Below are 20,021 nucleotides of genomic sequence, written 5' to 3' on the forward strand. Positions count from 1 at the left end.
TTTGTGTTTTAGCTATTCCATAATTGTTGTAAAACGTCTATCATAGTATACGATAGTAAGAAAAATTAGTTAGGAGAATCAGTTATGTTGAAAATTCAAGAAATTCGCGAAATTATTAAGTTAATTGATCAATCATCCATCCAAAAGTTCACATTTGAATCAGATGGAGGGAAAATTAAACTAGAGAAAAATGGTGGACAAGCCGTAACAACTGTTACTGATTCACCTGCAGCACCAGCTCCAGTTCAGGCTCCATCAGCACCTGTAGCGGTAGCAGCTCCAACTCCGGCTCCAGCACCTGCAGCTCCTGAAGCGCCAGCAGCTGAAGTAGCAGCAGACGAAACATTACACAAAATTACATCTCCAATGGTTGGAACATACTATCAAGCTGCATCACCTGACGCAGAAGCATACGTTAAAAAAGGTGATAAAGTTACAGCTGAATCCATCGTTTGTATCGTAGAAGCAATGAAATTATTCAACGAAATCGAATCAGAAGTATCTGGTGAAATTGTTGAAATCTTAGTGCAAGACGGTCAACTAGTGGAATACGGACAACCTTTATTCCTTGTTAGAGAAAACTAAGGAGGAGTAACTAATGAAAAAAGTTTTAATTGCAAACCGTGGAGAAATCGCAGTACGGATTATTCGTGCATGTAAAGAAATGGGTATCAAAACTGTTGCTGTCTATTCTGAAGCAGATGCAGAGGCGCTACACGTTCAACTGGCAGACGAAGCAGTTTGTATCGGACCACGTCTATCAACAGACAGCTATTTAAACTTCTCAAACGTCATCAGTGCTGCAAAAGCAACTGACTGTGACGGAATCCATCCAGGTTATGGCTTCCTTGCAGAGAACGCAAGCTTCGCAGAACTATGTGAAGAAGTAAATATCGAATTCATCGGGCCAACAGCGGCAGCAATCTCGAAAATGGGAACAAAAGATGTAGCGCGTAATACAATGGCGTCTGCAGGTGTTCCGATTGTTCCTGGATCTGACGGCATCGTGGATGACGCAGATCATGCACTTGAAATCGCAAGAGGCCTTGGATTCCCGGTAATCATCAAAGCAACAGCTGGTGGTGGTGGTAAAGGAATTCGTGTGGCACGTGATGAAGAAGAGCTAGTCAAAGGCGTTAAAATCACACAAAAAGAAGCGGCTGCGGCTTTCGGTAACCCAGGCGTTTATATAGAGAAATATATCGAAGTATTCCGTCACGTAGAAGTACAAGTACTTGCAGACAAGTATGGCAACGCGATTCACTTAGGTGAACGTGATTGTTCTATCCAACGCCGTATGCAAAAACTTGTCGAGGAAGCTCCATCTCCTGCGTTGACTCCTGAAATGCGTGCTGAAATGGGTGAAGCGGCTGTTAAAGCAGCTAAAGCTTGTAACTATCGTGGTGCGGGTACTGTAGAATTCATTTTTGATCATATTAATCAAAAGTTCTACTTCATGGAAATGAATACACGAATTCAAGTCGAGCATCCTGTAACAGAAATGATCACGGGTATCGATTTGATTCAACAACAGCTAAAAGTAGCATCAGGCGAAGAATTGGCATTTAAACAAGAAGATATTAAATTCAATGGCTGGTCAATTGAATGCCGGATCAACGCAGAAAATCCTGAAAAGAATTTCATGCCATCTCCTGGTAAAGTAACGATGTACTTACCACCAGGCGGCTTTGGTGTGCGTGTTGATTCAGCAGTATACCCAGGCTACACGATTCCTCCGTTTTATGACTCAATGGTCGCAAAACTGATCGTTCATGCGGATACGCGTGAGCAAGCGGTCGCTCGGATGAAACGTGCATTAGATGAATTCGTAGTAGAAGGCGTCCATACAACGATTCCTTTCCACGCGAACCTAATGGATAATGAAATATTCCAGTCGGGTGATTTTGATACAAAGTTCTTAGAAAAGTACGACGTCATGAAATAATTGGAGGAGAAGTGTAATGGCTGATAAAACAAATGCATCGTTTGTCGGAATGACACCGTCTGGAGATGCTGCACTCGGACGAGTCCAACTCGCACCTGAAGTACTCGAAGTCATCATTGGCATCGCGACGTCAGAAGTGCGTGGCGTGATTGCCACCCAAGGAAATTTTGCGACAGGCGTTGCAGAAAAGTTGGGTAAGGTAATGTACGGTAAAGGTGTAAAGACCGAATGGGCAGACGAAGGACTAAAAATCGATGTGTATTGCATTATCGAGTATGGCCATTCCATCCCTACGATTGCTACGGAAATTCAAAGCGAAATCCGCCAGGCGATTTATCATATGACTTCGCTTCAGACGCATGAGGTAAATGTCCATATAACAGGCATTCATTTCGAAGACTGAACGGGTTTTTTGAATGAAATTATAACTGAAGACAAACCTCCTACTGATCGTGGGGTTTGTCTTCAGTTTTTTTTTGTGGCAGCTGTAGTTTTTTAGTTTTATCCGCAGGAGTTGCGAGGTGCTATGAGCGGTTGAAGGTTGTCTATGATCACTCAAGCGAATCTATGAGCGCTTGCGGACCGTAATAGAGCACTCAGCACTTGCTATAGAGCGGTTAAGTATGTTCTATGAGCACATAATCGAATCTAAGAGCGAATCCGTTTATCGGTCTTCACCGCAAGCCTATGTGGAAGCGTCCGCCAAGAACGTCGATCAATGTTGCCTTCAACCGTAACCACTATGCTATGCCAATGAAATTTATGAACAACTTGACCGAAAATGCAAACTGGTGACATAAAATCGCTTGATTCTACTAGTTCTTTTCCTGCCTTTTGTGCTATCATTAGGTTTTGAAGATGAGCGGTAGAGGAGATAACGATTATGAAACGACGAGAAGCACGTGAAAAAGCAATTCAAACACTGTTTCAGCTGGACAATAGTGAGATGAACGTGGACGAAGCGATAGGTTATATCGTGGAAACACCACTGGATTCATTCTACGAACAACTAGTTCGAGGTACAGCAGAACATTTGACAGAAATCGACAGTGAAATCACAAATAAATTGGAAAACTGGACCATCGACAGATTGCCGAAGATCGAACGTACAGTGTTACGATTGGCTGTCTATGAACTGCTTCATAATGAAGAAGTTCCGAATCGGGTCATCATGAACGAAGCGATTGAGTTATGTAAGACGTTTGGTGACGAAAAGTCAGGCCGTTTTGTTAATGGGGTACTTTCTAAATTTAAGTAACCGAAATCGTCACTACTAGTAGCAAGCTTGAGCTCGATCAACTTTCAATACAAATAAAAAAGTTTGGTGGGAAAATCATGTCTAGTAAAAAGATTGATGGAAAAGCAATAGGACAAGAAATCCGAAATGAACTAAAAGAAGAAGTCGCGTCTTTAGTAGCACAAGGAGTTCAACCTGGTCTAGCTGTTATTTTAGTTGGAGAAAATCCGGCATCTGAAACTTACGTGAGAAACAAAGAAAAATCCAGCAAGGAAGCTGGTATGAAATCCGTGCTCATTAAATTGCCCGACACCGTGTCAGAAGAAGAACTGTTGGCTGAAGTAGAAAAACTCAACCAAGACGATACGATTGATGGTATTTTGGTGCAATTGCCGTTGCCTAAGCATATTGACGAAAACAAAGTCATCCGCGCGATTAGTCCTGAAAAAGACGTCGACGGTTTCCATCCGATGAATGTCGGTAAAATGTTGATTGGTCAAGAAACGTTTTTGCCATGTACACCATACGGCATCATGCAGTTGCTTGAACGATCAAACGTAGATATTGCGGGCAAACACGCGGTGATTATTGGTAGAAGTAATATTGTAGGGAAACCGATGGGACAACTGCTGTTGCAAAAAGATGCAACGGTAACGTATTGTCACTCCCGTACAGAAGATTTGAAGAAATTTACGTTACAAGCGGATATTTTAATTGTCGCTATTGGAATGGCTAAATTCATTACAGGTGATTACATCAAAGAAGGCGCAGTGGTTATTGACGTCGGTATGAACCGTGATGAAAACGGTAAGCTATGTGGAGACGTTGATTATGAATCAGCGGAGAAGCAAGCGAGCGCTATTACACCGGTACCAGGTGGAGTAGGTCCGATGACGATTACGATGCTATTGAAAAATACTGTCGAAAGTGCGGAGAATAAATTAAAGGCACGTACACAAAATAAGTAATTCTAAACGAGAGACGCTTTCACGAGCGCCTCTCTATACATAAAAGGGCAGGTGACGGAAACATGTCCAATCAAACTTTTTTAACCGTTCAAGCGCTAACGAAATATGTCAAACGTAAATTTGACGCAGATCCTCATTTGCGAAATGTTTATGTAAAAGGCGAATTGTCGAACGTTAAATTGCATCCATCCGGTCATATTTACTTTACGTTGAAAGACGATAAGACGAGAATCCAAGCGGCCATGTTCCGTTCTCGTTCCAATACACTTCAATTTAAGCCTGAAAATGGTATGAATGTACTGATCACAGGAGATGTGACGGTGTTTGAAACGGCAGGATCGTACCAGCTCTACGTACAAACGATGGAGCCAGACGGTATCGGGGCGCTGTACCTAGCTTTTGAACAGTTGAAAAAGAAGCTTCAGCAAGAAGGATTGTTTGAACAACGATTTAAGCAACCCATTCCGCAAGTACCGCAACGAATCGGTATTATTACTGCTGAATCGGGTGCTGCATTACGTGATATGTACTCGACGATCAATCGACGCTTTCCAATGGCGGAGATGCACTTATTCCCAGCTCTTGTGCAAGGTCGTACCGCAGTTCCTTCGATTGTAAAAGCGATTGAACAAGCAAATCGTATGGCGAACGTGGATGTGCTGATTGTGGGGCGAGGCGGTGGCTCTATAGAAGATCTGTGGGCATTTAACGAAGAAGATGTGGCACGTGCTATTTTCTCCAGTCGCATTCCGATCATCAGTGCAGTGGGTCACGAAACGGATACAACAATCGCGGATTTTGTTGCGGATTTACGTGCACCTACGCCGACTGCAGCAGCTGAGATGGCGGTGCCGGACCAACTCCAATTATTCCAACATCTAAAAAATCAACAGCGTTCAATCTATATGGCTGCACAAACATTGATTAAGCAGTTGAATAAGCGGTTAGAAACAGCTCAAGCTGCCTATCCTCTTCAATATCCGGATCGGCTATACCGACCGTTCATCGAGAAAATTGATGGTCTTGAAGATCGATTGCATCGTAGCAGTGTCGCTATCGTCCAAGGGAGACGGATGAATTTTGATCGCTTATTTGCGGGTTTTCAGTACTACACACCCATTCGACGCATCCAGCTTGAACAGCAACAGACAAAACAATTGGAAATGCGTTTGAACCGTGCAGCACAGCAAACCATTACACAACGTCAGCAACATTTTGTGTCACTGATGCGCATGATGCAAGCCCTGAATCCATTACAAGTGATGGAAAGAGGCTTTTCGATCGGTTATAAAGATGATGAAGTGATTAAATCCGTTCAAGATGTAGTGAGCGGCGATCACGTAACGCTTCAATTGGCGGACGGATCCATTTCTACTGTTGTAAAAGAAATCATTCCAAAGGAGGTCGAGTAAGGATGGCAGAAGATAAAGAAATGCAATTCGAGCAGGCAATGCACCAGTTAGAAGAAATTGTACAGAAGTTGGAGGCTGGAGAAGCGCCTTTGGATGATACGATCACATTGTATAAACAAGGGATGGAGCTCTCTGCCTATTGCCAGAAAAAATTACAAAATGCAGAGAAACAATTGATTCGAATGATTGATCAAGAGGGTAATGAATCTTCATTTGACCCGACAGCAGGTGAGCCGAATGAATGAGAAACTACAAGCTTTTGTCGATAAAATGATTCCGGAAATTGAACGGGAATTAACGAATCAATTAGCGAAGCCTGATATTCCGGCTGCTTTGCACGAGTCCATGACGTATTCCATCGCTGCAGGTGGTAAGCGTATTCGTCCTTTACTCGTTATGGCTGTGTTAAATGATCTGAATAAAGATTCGGCAGATGCATTGAAAGTGGCGGCTTCTGTCGAATTAATACATACATATTCATTGATCCATGATGATCTACCTTGCATGGATGACGATGATTTCAGAAGAGGAAAACCTACGAACCATAAAGTGTATGGAGAAGATGTAGCGACACTTTCTGGAGACGCCATGCAAGCAATGGCATTCCAGGCGCTCGCGGACCTTCGTGAAACACCACCTTCAGCTGCGATTGAACTCGTTGGGTTACTCGCGAAAGCTTCAGGTGCACAAGGGATGGTCAAAGGACAGGTCCTTGACATGAAAGGTGAACATCAATTATTACCTTTAGCTGAATTAGAAGAAGTTCATATTCATAAAACAGGCGCATTACTCTCATACTGTATTGAAGCAGGCGCTGTACTAGCACAAGCTTCAGCCGAACAACGTGAGCAACTTAATCGTTTTTCTCACAACATTGGATTAGCTTTCCAAATACAAGATGATATTTTGGATGTTACCGCTACGACCGAGCAATTAGGTAAGCCGGCAAATAGTGATACATCAAGCGAAAAGTCGACGTATCCTTCATTACTTGGATTAGACGGAGCGCGTGAACAATTAAAAGCGCGTCATGAAGAAGCTTTAGATGCGTTACAGTCTATTGGATTAGAAGAGTCAGTTTTGCGTTTGTTAGCGGATTACATCATTGAGCGAAATATGTAATTTGAAACCGTTATATTTGTGTCGTACGTTGTTACTGTTATAATGTAGAAACAAACTATAGCTACTTTTTTTGATGAACAATAAATTGCGGGTACGAATGGAAAGACCTACTTACTAGATGAAGGTGTGTGATCATGATGGATCTAACAACGATTACCAATCCATCTTTTATAAAAGAGCTCGATAAAGAACAATTGGAAGCATTGGCGGCAGATATTCGTCATTTTTTGATTGAGAATTTATCGGTGACTGGCGGGCATATCGGGCCGAATCTGGGTGTTGTCGAATTAACGATTGCATTGCATAAAATATTCGACAGTCCAACCGACAAGTTTTTATGGGATGTAGGACATCAGTCATACGTCCATAAAATTCTGACGGGCCGAGCTGGCGAGTTTGATACTCTTAGAAAATATAAAGGATTGAGCGGATTCCCTAAAATGGCGGAGAGCATACATGATGTATGGGAAACCGGCCATAGTTCAACATCTTTGTCAGCGGCCATGGGAATGGCGGTTGCACGAGATATTAAAAAGGAAAATAGTTTTGTCATCCCGATCATTGGTGACGGAGCTTTGACTGGCGGTATGGCGCTCGAAGCATTGAACCATATCGGTCACGAAAAGACAAATCTCACAGTCATTCTAAATGACAATGAAATGTCTATTGCTCCAAACGTTGGTGCATTGCACTCGATACTTGGAAAATTACGTACGGCTGGAAAGTATAATAACGTCAAAGACGAACTGGAATTCTTATTGCGTAAAATCCCAGCAGTGGGCGGCAGAGTCGCGACAGCTGCGGAACGTGTGAAAGATAGTTTGAAATATTTGGTAGTTAACGGAGTCTTCTTTGAGGAGCTTGGATTCACGTATTTAGGACCGATTGATGGCCATGACTTTGTGGAATTGGAGCGTTCTCTTCAATATGCGAAGAAAATGGAAGGACCGGTATTACTTCATGTGATTACGAAAAAAGGTAAAGGGTATAGCCCAGCTGAGTTAGATAAAATCGGTACATGGCATGGTACAGGGCCATATAAGATCGAAACGGGAGATTTTGTGAAATCCCCTGTAAAAGGTCCCGCTTGGAGTGCGTTAATTTCTGAAACAGTGCGTAAATTGGCGAGAGATGATCGACGCATTGTCGCGATTACGCCTGCAATGCCTGTCGGGTCGAAACTTGAATCTTTCGCTGCAGAATTCCCAGATCGATTCTTCGATGTAGGAATTGCGGAGCAACATGCGACGACGATGGCAGCAGGACTTGCCGCGACTGGAATGAAACCGTTCCTAGCGATTTATTCGACATTCTTGCAGCGAGCATACGATCAAATGTTGCATGATGTGACACGTCAGAAGCTCAATGTCTTTATAGGTATTGACCGTTCGGGGCTTGTTGGTGCGGATGGAGAAACGCATCACGGTGTATTTGACATTGCGTTCTTGCGTCATTTGCCAAACTTGGTCATCATGATGCCGAAAGACGAGAATGAAGGTCAACACATGGTGAAGACCGCTATCGATTACGATGAGGGCCCAATCGCGCTTCGTTTCCCACGTGGAAATGGTTATGGTGTACCGATGGATGAAGAGCTTCATACGATTCCAATTGGTACGTGGGAAGTTTTGCAAGAAGGTGAAGACGCGACGATCTTGACATTTGGAACTACAATTCCAATGGCGTTCGCTGCGGCTGAACAACTAAAAGCACAAGGCAAAAATGTCGCGGTTGTGAATGCGCGTTTCATTAAGCCGATGGATACGGATTTACTGGATGAGCTATTTGCTAAAGGTAAACCGATCATTACGATTGAAGAAGCTGTACTTGCTGGAGGATTCGGCAGTGGTGTGATGGAATATGCAGAACAAGTCGGTCATACAGGTACGATCTTTGAGAGAATCGGTATACCGGATGAATTCATTGAACACGGCGGTGTGGATAAATTATTAATTGAAGTCCATATGACACCAGATCATGTGGCGGAAGTAACTGCAGCGGCTATTAAGCAAGCAGCGGAAAGAGAAAGAGTATGAGTGGTGCACCTGTGAAAAAAGAGAGAGTGGATGTATTGCTTGTGGAGCGTGGTTTGACAGAATCACGCGAGCAAGCAAAACGTTCCATCATGGCGGGACTTGTATACACTGAGACGTCTAGAATTGAAAAAGCAGGAGAGAAAATCGCGGTTGATGCGCCATTGACTGTAAAAGGTCCTGCGATTAAATATGTAAGTCGTGGTGGCTTGAAATTGGAAAAGGCATTGGTGTCTTTTCCTATTTCCGTGAAGGAAAAGATTGTTCTCGATATCGGTGCTTCGACAGGCGGCTTTACAGATTGTGCACTGCAAAACGGAGCGAAACATTGTTACGCGCTAGATGTAGGCTATAATCAGCTCGCTTGGAAGATCCGACAGCATGATCAAGTGACAGTGATGGAGAGACAGAACTTCCGTCATGCGACTGTTGATATGTTTACGGAAGGATTGCCGGAAGCTGCGACAATCGACGTTTCATTCATTTCGTTATCACTAATTTTGCCTGCTCTAAAGAAAATTATTGTACCAGGCGGACAAGTTGTGGCGCTCGTAAAACCACAATTTGAAGCCGGTAAAGATAAAGTCGGTAAAAAAGGGATTGTCCGTGATCCTGCTATCCATCTTGAAGTCTTGGAAAAGATTGCTAAGATGGCAGTGGCGGAAGGATTTTCCGTTAAAGGGGCTACGTATTCGCCTGTTACAGGGGGAGAAGGTAATATAGAGTTCTTGTATTATTTAGTAGCTGAAGACGAAGCGACAACTGATTTCACAACAGATGACTTTAAAAATTTAGTCAAACAGGCTCATAATGATTTAACATAACGCGCAATGAGTTGCGCGTTTTTTATATGATTAGTATACTTTTGTTTATGAACCCAAGACGATCGGAGTGAATGAAATTGAATAAAGGACAACGGCATCTACGTATTAGAGAAATTATTACGAATCATGAAATTGAGACACAGGATCAATTGGTCGAAAGTCTGAAAGATGCTGGAGCAGATGTTACGCAAGCTACAGTTTCGCGTGATATTAAAGAAATGCACTTGATTAAAGTACCTTCTCCGTCAGGGAATTATAAATATAGCCTGCCGCCGATCCACCGCTATAATACGGAAGAGAAATTGAAGCGTATGCTAGAAGACGCGTTTGTCGGAATCGATAGTGCCAGTCACTTCATCATGCTGAAAACGCTTCCCGGCAATGCACAGGCAGTGGGGTCGCTTGTCGACAACTTGGACTGGGATGAAATGCTTGGAACCATTTGCGGCGATGATACATGTTTGATCATTTGCCGTGAAGAATCTCAAACAGAGTATGTAAAAGATAAACTATTATCAATGCTATAAGTGAGGTGAGGATTTCTTTGTTAAGCGAACTTTCGATTAAAAACTTTGCTATTATTGAACAACTTGAAATCGCATTTGACGACGGATTAACGGTGTTGACGGGTGAAACAGGTGCCGGGAAGTCAATTATCATCGATGCTGTCCAACTACTCGCTGGTGGCCGTGGATCACAAGAATTCATTCGCCATGGTGCAAAAAAAGCTGAGCTTCAAGGACTTTTTACTATCGATCAAAATGTCCAAGCTGTGTCAGAGAAATTGTCGGAATTCGGCATCGATACAGAAGAAGGTATGGTGATTTTACGTCGGGATATTAGCGCCAGCGGGAAATCCGCTTGCCGTGTCAATGGTAAACTTGTAACGATTGCTATATTGCGTGAGATTGGTTCATTGCTAATCGATATTCACGGACAGCATGAAAATCAAGAATTGATGAATGAAAAGCGCCATATTCATTTGTTGGATTTCTTTATTGGTGAGCCAATTGAGCGAGCTATGTCGACCTATACCGAACTTTATGATAAATATAAAAAACTTCAGCAACTTATTGCTACAAAAACACAAGACGAACAACAAATTGCACAAAAGATTGATCTGTACAAGTTCCAATTGGAAGAAATCGACGCGGCTAATTTAATCGTTGGTGAAGAAGAAGCACTGGAGTCTGAACGTGTGAAGCTCCAGCACTTTAATCGTCTATTTGATCGCTTGAACACGTCATACGAAGCATTATCGTTGGAATCGCATGGTCTTGACTGGGTTGGTAATTCGATGAGTGATCTTGAAGAAGCTGCGTCAATTGATGAAGAACTCAAAACTATATCTGAAACGGTCAATTCGTCATTTTATGCGCTACAAGATGTCTCGCATGATTTAAAACGCATGATTGATGGCATGGAATTCCAGCCGGATCGATTGGAATTTGTCGATGATCGATTGGCATTATTTTTGACGTTGAAGCGTAAATACGGAAAATCACTAGAAGATATTTTGATTTATCGCGATAAAATTGCAGATGCACTCGATCAACTTGTCAATCGTGACGAAAGATTGCATCAAAATCAGGAATTATTGGCACAATACGTAGAAGATCTCGAAATCGAAGCAAATGAATTATCCATTATTCGTAAAAAAGCGGCGCTGTCCCTCGAAAAAGGAATTGAAGAGCAACTAAAACAGTTATATATGGAAAAAGCGACATTCAAAGTACAAATCAGTCAAAAACAACCGCATCAATTTGACGCCAATGGATTTGACGAAGTGGTATTTATGATTTCTACGAACTTGGGTGAACCACTTAAACCGTTAGTACGCGTGGCGTCGGGTGGCGAATTATCTCGAATGATGTTAGCGTTAAAAACCATTTTTTCTCAACATCAAGGTGTGACATCGATCATTTTCGATGAAGTGGATACCGGTGTGAGCGGACGTGTAGCGCAGTCTATTGCCGAAAAAATTTCCATGATCTCTAGTCATTCACAAGTGTTATGTATTTCGCATTTACCACAAGTAGCTGCAATGGCCGATCATCACTATTTGATTAAAAAAGATGTACATGACGGTCGGACAACTACGGCAATTCATGATGTTATGCAAAGAGAACGAACGGAAGAATTATCACGCATGCTTTCAGGTGCAGAAATTACGACGTTAACGCTTCAGCATGCAGAAGAATTATTAGTATTAGCTGAACAGCGCAAACAGGAATTTCGTAAATAAAGTGTAATGTACAAGGTTTTCCATGGGAATGGGTACTGTTTATTTTACCCTTTCATACTTTCCCGACGAAAGGACATACCAAAGGTATCTTTCGTTGAGGAGGTGAAACATGGGATGGAATAAATCTTTCAAAACACTTTTAGCTCTTGTCTTGATGCTCTGCCTTGTGCCTGGAATTTCATTCGCCGAAGAAGAAACGCTCATTCCAATGGGAGACTCCATTGGTATTCAAATGGATTTGAGCGGGATTTATGTAACGAGTGACGTCAAGATCGATCAGCAGGAATGGCTGAAAAAAGGCGATATTATTCGCCAGTTGAACGGTAACGATATGAAGCAACTTGTTAATTTTGAACGTGCTGTGCAAAAGGACAGCGCTACGATGATGCTCGACATTTTGCGAAATGGTAAACATGAAACCATACAAGCAGATCAGTCGCTCATTAAGCGCGCCACACCCTTCCTAAAGGACCGAACGGAAGGTACCGGCACATTAACTTACGTCGACCCGAAAAGTGGAACATACGGAGCGCTGGGACACCAGATCATTGATAGTACGTTACAGTCTGCTCCGCCGTTTGAAAAAGGCGCCATTTATTTATCGGAAATTAGTCAAATCAAGAAAAGCTCTCCAGGATTTCCGGGATATAAAATTTCCTCCATTATTGATCAGAATAAGTTCCTCGGAAATATTCAAATCAATAATGTGTATGGAATATTTGGTAATTGGAAAAATGCATACAATAAAGTATTGGCTGAACCCCTTGAAATTATGCAGCCGTTTGAATTGATGATCGGTCCAGCAGAAATATTTACTACGGTGGAAGGTTCTACTGTAGAGAAATTCACCATCCAAATTACGAAGATAGAAGAAGAACAATTCCAAATCCAAGTAACTGACAAAAATTTATTGAGTAAGACGGGTGGGATCTTGCAGGGAATGAGCGGGAGTCCTATTATCCAAAGCGGTAAATTTGTCGGAGCCATTACGCATATGTTTGTGGACGAGCCGGAAAAAGGGGCCGCGCTTTTCCTGAAAACAATGCGAACAAATGAAAAGTAAAAAAAGCAGCCTGTGCGTAAAAATGCACAGGCTGTTTTTTCGTATATGTGTTCGATAAGAAGAAAAGCGAAGAAAGTCGAAATAGGTAGAAAGCATCGTTCATAAGTAACATTTCATCCGAATTTTTAAGATAAAGTAGTAATTACCAAAAATATGACTTACGATAATAAGAGAAAAACAGCGGGAAAACGAAATGTATCGCCGATCTTAAATCAGGGGGAATGAGTAATGGAAAAAGTGAAAGTGGCAATTGCTGACGATAATAAAGAACTTGTGAAAACGATGATGTCTTATTTTGAAAAGCACGACGAAATAGAGGTAATTTGGACAGCGAATAATGGGCAAGTGTGCTTGACAATGTTAGAAGAAGAACGTCCTGACATTTTATTGTTGGATATTATCATGCCACATCTCGACGGTATTGGGGTACTGGAGACGTTGAATGAGACGAATAAAATGGGGGATATGCAAATCATGATGTTGACGGCGTTTGGACAGGAAAATGTCATGTCACAAGCCGCGACACTTGGCGCTTCGTACTTCATGTTAAAGCCTTTCGAATTCGACCGACTGATCGGACAAATCTTTAAGGCAGCTGGAAAGCCGAAGAATACTATGCCTACGTTTGTCGTGCAAGAATCTCCACAGCAAACAGGTGTAGTGACGCAAAAGGTACTCGATACTGCGATTACGTCGATGATCAAAGAAATCGGCGTGCCCGCTCATATTAAAGGTTACGCGTTTTTACGCGAAGGCATACAGATGGTGTATAGTGATGTGGAATTGCTTGGTTCCGTCACGAAGATTCTGTATCCGGATATCGCGAAGAAGTACAATACGACACCGTCTCGCGTCGAACGAGCGATTCGCCATGCGATTGAAGTGGCGTGGAACCGTGGAAATTATGACTTGATTTCGAAGACGTTTGGTTATACGGTGCATCATTTGAAGAGCAAGCCGACGAATAGCGAATTTATTGCGATGATTGCGGATAAGATCCGTTTGGAGCATATGGTGAGCTAACGTAGTGGAAAAGTAAATAAGGAATGACGTAAACCAACTAATCGGGTGTGTTAGTTGGTTTTCATTTGTTGAGGGGAGTGGGTGGCGAAGATACGTTAGGGGATTTGCGCTCTAGGCGGACGCGTTCTGGAGGGGCCGCGCTGAGCCAACCAGTCGCTGCGCTCCGTTGGTTGTCTCACCTGTCGTCCTGATCCTCCCAGAGTCGCCGCCTGCCGCTCCAATCCCTTGCAATGTCAGTGGACAACACTATTTATTGTGCATTGAATATAGGCTTGTAATCTATTTTGAAACTGAATAAGTTAAGACAAAACAATAATTCATACAATACTGACAGTGAGTGATTTACGTACCCCCCACTATCAATGTAGGATGGAAGCGGAAGCTGGCGGCTAAGTGCAAAGATGTGCTCCTAACGCTTCGCTTGTACTCGCAAAAGCCGTCCTTCGTAACGGCTCTTCCCGCAGGATCAGCTCGAAAGGAGAGACAACCAAAAGGGAGCTTGCGACCTGGTTGGCTCACCGAGAGCCCATGGGAAAGCGTCCGCCAGCTGGAGCTTCCATCCCATCGTACTGACTAAGTAACTCACCTCTTTTAAGTATTTGATTTTGACTTAAACTAGGCTATAAGCGAATCTAGGAATAAAGTCAGTATTTTTTTATAGCACAATGAAAAAGAGCGAATGCTGTGAGGAATGGCTTATTTACAGGGGTTAAACGCAAAAAGTGCTATCTCTAGCGCGTTGATATCTTCTATACTAGTAAATAAAGAGGGAGGGATTTCGTTGTTAGTAGAGAATGATTACTTCGATCTTCTAGAAGTGAACAACACTATCATGATGAACACCAAAAAAGCGGGATATTCACTAAAGTCATTTGACGCGCTGGCTGCCGATATTCCGAGGCTGAAACTGAACTCGTTCAAGGAGCTGATGAAAGCTCTTCAAACGGTGGGCGTGCATGAAATCGGCACGTATTCCGCTCCTTGTGAAGTATATATATCACCAAGCAAAATGAAGGTGGAACTGTATATTCATGCAACTAATGAAGAGTTTCTTAAAGATAAAGAACAATTTTTGAAACAAGCCGAAGAGTTGCTTGACCAAAAAGAAGTTAACTATGACAAAGAGAGTCTGCTTAACTTGGCATATCTACCAAGTAATCCGTTGGTTATTGCAGTAGGCAAAGAACCGGTTAAAGGGGAAAGTGCACAGGTCGAATATATCGCGATGCCAGACCGTAAACCAAACCTTCGAGATGACGGTTCTGTCGATCACTATGAACTGAATTTCGTGACATCGATTGCGAAAGATGAATGGTTAGGGGAAAAGACGCCTGCTAAAGAAGGATTTGAAGGTTATAACGTTTTTGGTGAACCGATAGCGGCTAAAAAAGGCGAAGACATTAAATTGGTCTATGACCGTAAATCAGTCGGAGAGTTTGAAGAAGACGGAAAGATCGTCTTGCGTGCTTTGCATGGCGGTGCCTTGGAAGAACTGAACGGTGCAATCAGTGTCGGTAAGCAATTAATCATTCCGGAAGATGTAGGTACCAAAACGGGTTCGATTACATTTGACGGATCTGTCCGTGTAATGGGAACGGTCTCAGCTGGCTTTTCTGTCAATGCGACAGGGGATATTTCCATCGAAGGAAGAGAAGGCGTGACAAACGCCAAAGAAATCTATTCTGAAGAGGGCGATGTCTATATTAAAGGCGGCGTGTTCGGTGGAGGAGAAACGATTATCAAGGCAAAGAAAAACGTATTCGTGAAACATGCGAACAACTGTAAAATCTATGGAGAGCAAGTCAATGTCGGTCTCTATTCACTTGGTTCCGAACTATACGGGAACCATATTTGTGTCGATAAACATAAAGGCCGGATCATCGGTGGTCTTGCGGAGGCGTTATTTTCTATCGAATGTGCAACGGTCGGAAATAGCTCTGAACGTTTGACGAAGCTGATTGTCAAAGGCGTCAATAAAGAACTGGAGCTCGAAGAAATTCAACAATTGGCAGAAAAGCTAAAAACGGAGCATGCGGAACTGAAGAAAATCCAGCTGACGGTTGATAAAATGTCCAGTGTTAAAGCGAGCCTTCCGGAAGGCCAGTTTGAAATGCTTGAAAAGACCTTGCAAGCAAAGCAACAACAAATTATGTCGCTCGATCAGACGATTAAAAACAAGTTGCAGCTTGTGCAAGTAGCTAGCTCACCCAAAATAGAAATCACGCGAGAGGCATATCCGGGCGTGCAAATAGTAATAGGTAGAAAAGTGAGTATGTTGAATCGTATAACGAAAGGCGTTTTCGAATTAACGAGCGAAGGAGTATTGAATGTCTGACAGTCAAATATTTGCCCATCGCGGCGCTTCTGGACATTACTTTGAAAATACGATGCGTGCATTTTGGGGAGCCGTACAAAAAGGTGCGGATGGAATTGAATTGGATGTTCAACAGACGAAGGACGGACAACTGGTCGTTATTCACGATAATGAATTAGTGCGTCTTGCTGGAATTGACCAGCGCATTGATCAATTGACATCGCAAGAACTGCAACACATCAAAATTGGCAAAAATGGATATCGCCGAATGTTTGGTCATTCCGTTCCTACATTATTTGATGTGGTCTCTTTCTGTGCGGAGCATAACTTAGCACTAAATGTCGAATTAAAGGAAACGGTGTACGGGCAAGTAGCTGTACTAGAACAAATACTTCATTACGTAGAACCGTTATCAGCCGTACATCTTTCCTCTTTCGATTATGAAACAGTGCGCTTAGTAAAAGAGCTGGATCGTAACATGGAGACTGCTTTATTACTTCGAAAAAAAGCGGTGGACTGGCAGAACCTTGCTTCGTATGATGTAGATGCATTTCATTTTCATAAGCGATTATGGAAAGATTCGTATATGAGTCATTTGGTTGAAAGTGGAAAGACGTTGCGGATGTATGGAATAACGGGGACGGAATCGTTTTTATCCAAGACACCTGAAGTAACAGGTTGGATTACAGATTATCCTAAACGTGTCCGTAAAAAAATAAAAGGGCCAAGGTAACTGCTGTACCTTGGTCCTTTTATTTCAAGTCCTTTTTAAATCTGTCAGCTGCTCGTCCACTTCTACGATCGCGGCGCAATAGGAAACCTGCAAAAAATCCAAGACCCGCGGCAAATAGTATGAATCCGCCTAAAAATTGCATCCAAATGAATGGGAATGGCGAAAATAAGTGACCGAACAAGGAATCACGCATTAGTTTTATTCCCAGGGCCGCTGCAATCCCTGGAATTAACAGCACAATAAACGCAGCAAGACGCACCATATGATTCAACCCCTCACTTATTTAATTTTACCGTGTGGTCATAGATTGTCAAGGACTCTGCCATCATGTACGATATAGGTAGATGGTTTACAAACACCTCGTGAGAATGATGTCCAAAATGTGTCAGAGTTGCATTCTCGCGACAAGAAATTTAGAATCAGTACCATACGCACGAATCTTTAAAGTCTTTTACTAGCCTGGAGGGATATTGATGGAATTATTTACGTACATGGAAGATCACGACTATGAGCAACTGGTACTTTGTTACGACAAGACATCCGGATTGAAAGCAGTAATCGCGATTCACGATACGACGCTTGGACCAGCACTTGGTGGCGCACGCATGTGGACGTATGCAAGCGAAGAAGCAGCTATTGAAGATGCATTGCGTTTGGCTAAAGGCATGACGTACAAGAACGCTGCGGCTGGTTTGAACCTTGGTGGCGGAAAGACAGTTATTATTGGAGATCCTAAAACAGATAAAAACGATGAGCTTTTCCGTGCATTGGGTCGTTACATAGAAGGTCTAAACGGACGATATATTACAGCAGAAGACGTAGGGACAACTGAATACGATATGGACATGATCCACCTGGAAACAAATTTTGTTACAGGTATCTCTTCAGGAGAAGGTACTTCAGGAAATCCATCACCCGTTACTGCACTCGGTATTTACAAAGGAATGAAAGCCGCTGCGAAAGAGGCATTTGGCGATGATTCACTTGAAGGCAAGACGATCGCAGTTCAAGGTGTTGGAAACGTAGCCTACACAATGTGTGAGTATTTGCATGCTGAAGGCGCAAAGTTAATCGTTACGGATATCAATGAAGCGGCAATACAGCGTGCAGTAGACGCATTTGGTGCAACGGCTGTTGCGCCGGACGATATTTATTCACAAGAAGCTGATATTTTTGCTCCATGTGCTCTCGGTGCGGTCATCAATGACGAAACGATTCCACAATTGAAAGTAAAAGTAGTTGCAGGTTCTGCCAATAACCAATTGAAAGAGCCGGAGCACGGTGATCGCTTGCATGAAATGGGGATCGTCTATGCTCCAGATTACGTAATCAACTCAGGCGGCGTGATCAACGTGGCTGACGAATTGATCGGCTACAATAAAGCGCGTGCACTAAAGCGTGTAGAAGGAATTTACGACACAATCTTAAAGATTTTCGCTATCTCTAAACGCGACGGTATTCCATCCTATCAGGCTGCTGACCGTTTGGCGGAAGAGCGAATTGCAAGAGTTGGCGCAACAAGAAGCACATTCTTGCGCAGTGAAAAAAGTATTATATCAAATAAGTAAGTTACAGGAAGAGTCATAGCGGTAGGCGGGAGATATATGCCCACCGCTTCACTCGCCTGTTCATTTTTATGTGAATGCTGTAAGCGAAAGGAGTCCTTTGCGTTGAGTAAAGAATATGATGTAGTAATTTTAGGCGGGGGAACTGGCGGATATGTTGCGGCCATTCGCGCGGCTCAACTAGGTTTGACAACAGCCATTGTAGAAAAATCCAAGCTCGGTGGTACGTGTTTGCACAGCGGATGTATTCCAAGTAAAGCGATGCTGAAAAGTGCGGAAGTCTATCGCGTGACACGTGAAGAGGCAAATGAATTTGGCGTGAATACTGGTGACGTTTCTCTGGACTTCTCACAAGTACAAAAACGTAAAGGTAAAATCGTTGATCAACTGCATGCAGGAATTGAAGGCTTGATGAAAAAAGGAAAGATCGATGTCTATCACGGAACGGGTAGAATACTAGGGGCTTCTATTTTCTCGCCAATGCCCGGAACTATTTCCGTAGAAATGGACAATGGTGAAGAGAATGAGATTCTAATTCTTAAAAATCTCATAATTGCAACTGGATCGAAACCAAGATCATTACCAGGACTCGAAGTGGACGAGAAATCCGTAATGACATCCGATGGAGCTTTATTAATGAATGCGCTTCCATCTTCAATTACGATCATCGGTGGAGGAGTTATCGGTATCGAATGGGCGTCTATGCTAGTGGATTTCGGTGTGGATGTAACGGTGCTTGATCGTCTTGACGAGATACTAGCGACGGAGGATAAAGAAGTTGCGGTTGCTATGCATAAAGCGCTCAAAAAGCGTGGTGTGAAATTCATTTTAGGTGCAGAGATTTTAACAGATTCATTGCAGAAAAATGATAGTGACGTGACGATTTCCTATAAACTCGGTGATGAAGAGCAATCTATCACGAGCGAGAAAATGATGGTGTCTGTTGGACGCGCTCCGGTTATCCAAGATATCGGTTTGCAAAACACAGATATTCAAGTCGATAAGGGCTCGATTCAAACGAATACACATTATCAAACAAAAGATGACCATATATATGCAATCGGTGACGTGATTGGCGGACTTCAACTGGCACATGTGGCAGAACACGAAGGATTGCACGCGATCGAACATATTGCTGGAAAACGACTAGATCCGATGAATTACGATTTGGTACCACGCTGTGTTTATTCGTATCCTGAAACGGCGGCAGTTGGCTTGACGGAGCAACAAGCGAAAGACCAAGGGTTCGATGTGAAGATCGGCAAGTTCCCGTTCAAAGCAAACGGCAAAGCATTAGTAAACGGTCATGCAGATGGTTTCGTCAAAATTATTGTGGACCAACAGACAGATGATATTATCGGTGTCCATATGATGGGTTCGCATGTAACGGATCTAATTTCTGAAGCGGGCTTGGCGATGGTGATGAATGCAATTCCTTGGGAAATATCCTCGGCTGTCCATCCGCACCCGACATTATCAGAAGCGTTCAGTGAAGCGGCATTAGCAGTTGAAGGGCTAGCCATTCACATGTAAAGGA

The 20,021-nt window shown here is 42.9% G+C and carries 19 protein-coding genes; 18 read left to right on the forward strand and 1 reads right to left on the reverse strand.

Annotated features, from left to right (window positions below; translation table 11 throughout):
• Window positions 1-84: 84 nt before the first annotated feature.
• From accB to Q7P97_RS02385, 16 genes are all read left to right on the forward strand, one after another.
• A complete protein-coding gene (gene accB, locus Q7P97_RS02310) occupies window positions 85-585 on the forward strand; it encodes an acetyl-CoA carboxylase biotin carboxyl carrier protein (RefSeq protein WP_303966006.1) in 501 nt (166 codons plus the stop codon).
• Window positions 586-598: 13 nt separating this feature from the next.
• Window positions 599-1,945 (forward strand): acetyl-CoA carboxylase biotin carboxylase subunit, encoded by a 1,347-nt coding sequence (gene accC / locus Q7P97_RS02315; protein WP_303966009.1) that lies wholly within the window; start codon window positions 599-601, stop codon window positions 1,943-1,945.
• Between the two features lie 16 nt (window positions 1,946-1,961).
• On the forward strand, window positions 1,962-2,348 hold the full coding sequence (locus tag Q7P97_RS02320; protein ID WP_099625168.1) for an Asp23/Gls24 family envelope stress response protein: 387 nt from the start codon (window positions 1,962-1,964) through the stop codon (window positions 2,346-2,348).
• 480 nt (window positions 2,349-2,828) lie between these two features.
• Window positions 2,829-3,203: a transcription antitermination factor NusB gene (nusB, locus tag Q7P97_RS02325; RefSeq protein ID WP_085426107.1), complete on the forward strand. Its 375-nt coding sequence runs from the start codon at window positions 2,829-2,831 to the stop codon at window positions 3,201-3,203.
• Window positions 3,204-3,280: 77 nt separating this feature from the next.
• Window positions 3,281-4,150, forward strand: a complete 870-nt coding sequence (gene folD / locus Q7P97_RS02330; protein ID WP_303966016.1) for a bifunctional methylenetetrahydrofolate dehydrogenase/methenyltetrahydrofolate cyclohydrolase FolD — start codon at window positions 3,281-3,283, stop codon at window positions 4,148-4,150.
• 62 nt (window positions 4,151-4,212) lie between these two features.
• Window positions 4,213-5,562 carry an exodeoxyribonuclease VII large subunit gene (gene xseA / locus Q7P97_RS02335; RefSeq protein WP_303966020.1) on the forward strand — a complete coding sequence of 450 codons (1,350 nt, stop codon included), beginning with the start codon at window positions 4,213-4,215 and terminating at the stop codon, window positions 5,560-5,562.
• Window positions 5,563-5,564: 2 nt separating this feature from the next.
• The gene (locus tag Q7P97_RS02340) at window positions 5,565-5,807 is read left to right on the forward strand and encodes an exodeoxyribonuclease VII small subunit (RefSeq protein ID WP_099625171.1); all 243 of its coding nucleotides are present in this window, start codon (window positions 5,565-5,567) and stop codon (window positions 5,805-5,807) included.
• Window positions 5,800-6,684 carry a polyprenyl synthetase family protein gene (locus Q7P97_RS02345; protein WP_303966023.1) on the forward strand — a complete coding sequence of 295 codons (885 nt, stop codon included), beginning with the start codon at window positions 5,800-5,802 and terminating at the stop codon, window positions 6,682-6,684. Before Q7P97_RS02340 ends, Q7P97_RS02345 begins: the two co-directional genes overlap by 8 nt.
• Before the next feature lie 137 nt (window positions 6,685-6,821).
• Window positions 6,822-8,720, forward strand: coding sequence for a 1-deoxy-D-xylulose-5-phosphate synthase (gene dxs / locus Q7P97_RS02350; protein ID WP_303966078.1), 1,899 nt, complete (start codon window positions 6,822-6,824; stop codon window positions 8,718-8,720).
• Window positions 8,717-9,541 carry a TlyA family RNA methyltransferase gene (locus Q7P97_RS02355; protein WP_303966025.1) on the forward strand — a complete coding sequence of 275 codons (825 nt, stop codon included), beginning with the start codon at window positions 8,717-8,719 and terminating at the stop codon, window positions 9,539-9,541. The genes dxs and Q7P97_RS02355 overlap by 4 nt, the downstream gene beginning before the upstream one ends.
• A 77-nt stretch (window positions 9,542-9,618) precedes the next feature.
• Window positions 9,619-10,068 carry a transcriptional regulator AhrC/ArgR gene (ahrC, locus tag Q7P97_RS02360; RefSeq protein ID WP_085428934.1) on the forward strand — a complete coding sequence of 150 codons (450 nt, stop codon included), beginning with the start codon at window positions 9,619-9,621 and terminating at the stop codon, window positions 10,066-10,068.
• Between the two features lie 17 nt (window positions 10,069-10,085).
• Window positions 10,086-11,786 (forward strand): DNA repair protein RecN, encoded by a 1,701-nt coding sequence (gene recN / locus Q7P97_RS02365; protein WP_303966029.1) that lies wholly within the window; start codon window positions 10,086-10,088, stop codon window positions 11,784-11,786.
• A gap of 109 nt (window positions 11,787-11,895) precedes the next feature.
• The gene (locus tag Q7P97_RS02370; protein WP_303966033.1) at window positions 11,896-12,849 is read left to right on the forward strand and encodes a SpoIVB peptidase S55 domain-containing protein; all 954 of its coding nucleotides are present in this window, start codon (window positions 11,896-11,898) and stop codon (window positions 12,847-12,849) included.
• Window positions 12,850-13,077: 228 nt separating this feature from the next.
• Window positions 13,078-13,872: a sporulation transcription factor Spo0A gene (gene spo0A, locus Q7P97_RS02375; protein WP_085426115.1), complete on the forward strand. Its 795-nt coding sequence runs from the start codon at window positions 13,078-13,080 to the stop codon at window positions 13,870-13,872.
• Between the two features lie 781 nt (window positions 13,873-14,653).
• Window positions 14,654-16,207 (forward strand): flagellar assembly protein A, encoded by a 1,554-nt coding sequence (locus Q7P97_RS02380; protein ID WP_303966039.1) that lies wholly within the window; start codon window positions 14,654-14,656, stop codon window positions 16,205-16,207.
• Window positions 16,200-16,919: a glycerophosphodiester phosphodiesterase gene (locus Q7P97_RS02385; RefSeq protein ID WP_303966042.1), complete on the forward strand. Its 720-nt coding sequence runs from the start codon at window positions 16,200-16,202 to the stop codon at window positions 16,917-16,919. The genes Q7P97_RS02380 and Q7P97_RS02385 overlap by 8 nt, the downstream gene beginning before the upstream one ends.
• A 19-nt stretch (window positions 16,920-16,938) precedes the next feature.
• On the opposite strand, the gene Q7P97_RS02390 is transcribed toward Q7P97_RS02385, so the two are convergent.
• Complete coding sequence (locus Q7P97_RS02390) at window positions 16,939-17,181, reverse strand: DUF2627 domain-containing protein (protein WP_085426118.1); 243 nt, start codon at window positions 17,179-17,181, stop codon at window positions 16,939-16,941.
• Window positions 17,182-17,392: 211 nt separating this feature from the next.
• Between Q7P97_RS02390 and Q7P97_RS02395 the strand changes: the two genes are divergently transcribed.
• The gene (locus tag Q7P97_RS02395; RefSeq protein ID WP_483315729.1) at window positions 17,393-18,487 is read left to right on the forward strand and encodes a Leu/Phe/Val dehydrogenase; all 1,095 of its coding nucleotides are present in this window, start codon (window positions 17,393-17,395) and stop codon (window positions 18,485-18,487) included.
• A gap of 102 nt (window positions 18,488-18,589) precedes the next feature.
• Window positions 18,590-20,017: a dihydrolipoyl dehydrogenase gene (gene lpdA, locus Q7P97_RS02400; RefSeq protein WP_303966046.1), complete on the forward strand. Its 1,428-nt coding sequence runs from the start codon at window positions 18,590-18,592 to the stop codon at window positions 20,015-20,017.
• Window positions 20,018-20,021 lie beyond the last annotated feature (4 nt).

This window comes from Sporosarcina ureae, assembly GCF_029267015.1.
Classification (GTDB): domain Bacteria; phylum Bacillota; class Bacilli; order Bacillales_A; family Planococcaceae; genus Sporosarcina; species Sporosarcina ureae_D.

Bases quoted from the DNA above. Each gene is read 5' to 3' on its own strand.
- dxs (WP_303966078.1), top strand. From the start codon at position 6,822: ATGGATCTAACAACGATTACCAATCCATCTTTTATAAAAGAGCTCGAT.
- xseA (WP_303966020.1), top strand. From the start codon at position 4,213: ATGTCCAATCAAACTTTTTTAACCGTTCAAGCGCTAACGAAATATGTC.
- Q7P97_RS02370 (WP_303966033.1), top strand. From the start codon at position 11,896: ATGGGATGGAATAAATCTTTCAAAACACTTTTAGCTCTTGTCTTGATG.
- Q7P97_RS02395 (WP_483315729.1), top strand. From the start codon at position 17,393: ATGGAATTATTTACGTACATGGAAGATCACGACTATGAGCAACTGGTA.
- Q7P97_RS02385 (WP_303966042.1), top strand. From the start codon at position 16,200: ATGTCTGACAGTCAAATATTTGCCCATCGCGGCGCTTCTGGACATTAC.
- Q7P97_RS02355 (WP_303966025.1), top strand. From the start codon at position 8,717: ATGAGTGGTGCACCTGTGAAAAAAGAGAGAGTGGATGTATTGCTTGTG.
- folD (WP_303966016.1), top strand. From the start codon at position 3,281: ATGTCTAGTAAAAAGATTGATGGAAAAGCAATAGGACAAGAAATCCGA.
- nusB (WP_085426107.1), top strand. From the start codon at position 2,829: ATGAAACGACGAGAAGCACGTGAAAAAGCAATTCAAACACTGTTTCAG.
- Q7P97_RS02390 (WP_085426118.1), bottom strand. From the start codon at position 17,181: ATGGTGCGTCTTGCTGCGTTTATTGTGCTGTTAATTCCAGGGATTGCA.
- Q7P97_RS02345 (WP_303966023.1), top strand. From the start codon at position 5,800: ATGAATGAGAAACTACAAGCTTTTGTCGATAAAATGATTCCGGAAATT.
- Q7P97_RS02340 (WP_099625171.1), top strand. From the start codon at position 5,565: ATGGCAGAAGATAAAGAAATGCAATTCGAGCAGGCAATGCACCAGTTA.
- Q7P97_RS02320 (WP_099625168.1), top strand. From the start codon at position 1,962: ATGGCTGATAAAACAAATGCATCGTTTGTCGGAATGACACCGTCTGGA.
- spo0A (WP_085426115.1), top strand. From the start codon at position 13,078: ATGGAAAAAGTGAAAGTGGCAATTGCTGACGATAATAAAGAACTTGTG.
- accC (WP_303966009.1), top strand. From the start codon at position 599: ATGAAAAAAGTTTTAATTGCAAACCGTGGAGAAATCGCAGTACGGATT.
- accB (WP_303966006.1), top strand. From the start codon at position 85: ATGTTGAAAATTCAAGAAATTCGCGAAATTATTAAGTTAATTGATCAA.